Below are 3490 nucleotides of genomic sequence, written 5' to 3'. Positions count from 1 at the left end.
TTAGTGAGGGAAAATAAATACCGCTCAGTGGTGAAATTGTTGTTAGTAATTTATTACTTACAACAAGACCTGTCTTGAAGACAATTTTGCAAAAATTGGCTTCAAGCAGTGTCCACCACGTTCCAGCGACAAGTATTTATTTTCCCTCACGATACTCACCACACCTCATATGCAACCTTTGCGTAAGCGCGAAGAAGCGCGACACAACAGTTTTAGGATTTAGCACACTAGATTCGTAACGGCGATGTAGTGTCTTAATCTGTCCCAGAAACTTTCTTGCTAACAAAAGTACTAGATGGAACGCGAATCATAGTGTAATCAATGGCGTTTTTGCCGACACGCATTCCCAGACCGTTCCAGAAATTAGGCTTGTAAGTCGCCCGAGCTGTCGCAACGAATGCTTGTCGATAATCTTGATCCGCCTTTTTAATCAGCTTATTCGGCATGCGATAAACTTTTGCCCCGATTGAAATTGGCTCATTTCCCGTCGCGATACTAGCGTGAATGCTCTTAACTTGATACATATTACCTTCAGTCCAGTAAGTATAAGTTTGAATTGGCATCCGTCCCTTGCCCTGCTCAACCGTCACGAAATAACCATTAGCACCGTTAGTTTGCAACACTAGCGGTGTGGTGGCATATTTAACTGCGACCATCTTGTGATCAGTAACGTCACCATGTCTAAAGAAACTCTGATAGCTCATGAAACTTAAACCACCGAGAAAAATGGCAACCAGTAACAAGTCAAGCAGCATTGTTGACAAGCTAAACGTGCGCTTCGACATAATAATCATCTTAATATGCCGATGCCGAATATTTTGAACAATAAAAATTAAAAAGACGAATACGATGAACCAAGCGACTAGGCCGATCCAATTCCATGCTGAATTCATACAAAATCCTCCCACACTTCTATAGCCAAATTATAACTTATTATTAACATTCCTGCCTTAAATTTCCATCAATCTTAATGATTAGCGCGATTATACTAATTGTTTGCTAAACTTGCTAAGTATTGATCGCCATATGCTTTAGCCAAATATTGATCAATTTCGCGAACCATTCGTTGCGTTGATGGCGCTTGTGCTTGAATCTTATTCGTTACTAGACAAATTGTACGATCAAATGATTCCGAAAACGGAAAAACTTGTACATCGCCGGTCAATTTTTGCAAGGCCAATTCTGGCAATACCCCTAAACCCAAGTCACTGGCTACCATGGCCAAGATTGATTGATCATCGATTGAATAAGAGATCGAATTGGGCGTCACGTTATAACGGTCCAGCGCTTGTTTAGTCCCACCCTCATAATCAATCTTTTGCAAAATGAAATGTCGTTTCCCGATATCTTCTAAAGTGACGTGTTTCTTGTCCTTGGGCATAAAATTCAACGGAGCCACACAATAAATTGGATCTTTAATCAATGGCACAACCATTAAATTGCTTGCTACTGGCAACGCTGAGAAGCCAATATCAATCTGCCCTTGCTGAACCATTTCATCGATTTCGCGAAAAGTACCCTGAACAATACTAATTTCAATATTAGGATACTTCTTGCGAAACGAATGAATAATTGGCGGCAACCAATTAATACAAACACTACTGAAGCCGCCGATGCGAATTGAACCCGTATTAACCCCCTGAATGCTATCAGCAACTTGACGCAAGCGCGATTCCGTATTAAGGATTGACTGCACAATTGGGAAGATTGTTTCGCCATCTGGTGTTAAAGTCACCCCAGTATGATTGCGAATGAAGAGTGGAAAACCTAATTCATTTTCAAACTGTGTAATCGAATGGCTGACCGCACTCGGCGTTACATTTAACGCTTGAGCCGCTTGATAAAAGGTCTCGTATTCAACCACCTTTGCAAAAACTTCGTATTGAAACATTGCCATAGTATTTCCTCCACAAAATCGTCACGACAACTTGTTAAACTAACTTCTAAACTCTAATTAACCAAAAATAGCGGCGGTTGATTGAGCAAAATTCATTTTTGATTGAATAAGTTGAATTTTACTAATCTTTGGTTTTAGTTTATCATAAAATTATTGAGAAAAGAATGGAGGATTATCATGAATCAGTTAGCAACACGTACTAAAATGACAAGTCAAACTGGTTTAGAAGATCTTATTCCTGACATTACTGGCGATACAGTTTCGTTTGCCGGTGGATTACCTGATCCCGAACAATTCCCCAGTCAAGCCATTACTGAAAGTTATCAACGTGTTTTACTGCATAACGGTTTAAATGCGCTCCAATATCATAATGCTAAAGGTTATTTGCCGTTACGAGAAAAACTAGCAACCCAGTTAAATCAAGAGAACTACAGGGTTAACACCGATCAAATTATCTTAACGCAAGGTGCCCAGCAAGGATTAGATTTAGTCGCAAAACTTTTGTTGAACAAAGGCGACAATATCGTGGTAGAAGCACCAACTTACACTGGCGCTTTAGCTGCTTTTGCGGCTTATGAACCCACTTATTCGGAATTAACGATGAACGACGATGGCCCTGATTTAAATCAATTACAGAAAGTTCTGTTAACGAAAAAAATCAAGTTTATTTATGTCATTCCCAATTTTCAAAACCCAACCGGTATTGTCATGTCCTTAGAAAAGCGGCAACGGTTAATTGAACTAGCTAATCATTATCACGTCATTATTCTGGAAGACGACCCTTATCATTATTTACGTTTTAATGGTGAAACCTTGCCCTCGTTGAAATCGTTAGATACAGAAGGTCTCGTCATTTCTTTAGGAAGCTTTTCAAAAATCCTGGCGCCAGGATTACGCTTAGGCTGGTTATTGGCTAACAAAGAATTGTTAATTCAAATTCGTTACTTAAAAGACGGGACCGATTTGGAATCACCTGAATTAACCCAGCAAGTTGTTTATGATTATTTAGAACACAATGACTTCAACAAACATTTAGCAAATTTACGCGCTGATTACAAACAAAAACGCAATTGGATGATGACGGCACTGAATAAATATTTACCAGCAGGTTTTGAGTATTCTCATCCTGACGGTGGTTTCTTTCTGTGGCTTAAAGGACCTGCAAGTTTGAATTTCGACACTATTTTGCGGCAACGAATGGCACCAAAGGAACATATTTTATACGTGCCTTCAGTTAATCTCTACGCCAGCAAATCCGTTCTTAATGGTGCCCGCATCAGCTACGCTGCCCCAGACGAGGTAACAATTGATGACGGTATCCATCGCTTAAGCAACGTTTTACGCGAAGAATTATTGAAAGCCAAAGTTCAATAACTACTAACGCGGGAGCATTGCTGATTAAAACAGCGGAAACTAAAACTGTTATGATTGGGGTTCTTCGTGCCTGCGGGAAATGCGCTGGTGGAACGCTGCGAGTATTGATTTGAGCCAAATCAAAGCCCGATTTGTCTCAAATAATCGAGTAGGAGGTAATTGATTAATTCAATTACCGACCTCTCACACCACCGTACGTACGGTTCCGTATACGGCGGT

3 protein-coding genes are annotated in these 3490 nt (G+C 40.1%); 1 reads left to right on the top strand and 2 read right to left on the bottom strand.

Annotated elements, in window-relative coordinates:
• Positions 1-254 precede the first annotated feature (254 nt).
• A complete protein-coding gene (locus EKM65_RS11030; RefSeq protein ID WP_125608458.1) occupies positions 255-893 on the bottom strand; it encodes an LVIS_2131 family protein in 639 nt (212 codons plus the stop codon).
• Positions 894-988: 95 nt separating this feature from the next.
• Complete coding sequence (locus EKM65_RS11025; protein WP_125608456.1) at positions 989-1897, bottom strand: LysR family transcriptional regulator; 909 nt, start codon at positions 1895-1897, stop codon at positions 989-991.
• Positions 1898-2074: 177 nt separating this feature from the next.
• Here EKM65_RS11025 and EKM65_RS11020 point away from each other — a divergent pair, with 177 nt between their 5' ends.
• On the top strand, positions 2075-3271 hold the full coding sequence (locus EKM65_RS11020; RefSeq protein WP_125608454.1) for an aminotransferase-like domain-containing protein: 1197 nt from the start codon (positions 2075-2077) through the stop codon (positions 3269-3271).
• The last annotated feature ends 219 nt before the right edge of the window (positions 3272-3490 follow it).

Origin of the sequence: Lapidilactobacillus bayanensis (genome assembly GCF_003946695.1) — a bacterium.
GTDB classification, from domain to species: domain Bacteria; phylum Bacillota; class Bacilli; order Lactobacillales; family Lactobacillaceae; genus Lapidilactobacillus; species Lapidilactobacillus bayanensis.
The sequence above is the reverse complement of the archived record's forward strand: the minus strand, read 5'-3'. Positions and strand labels throughout refer to the sequence as shown.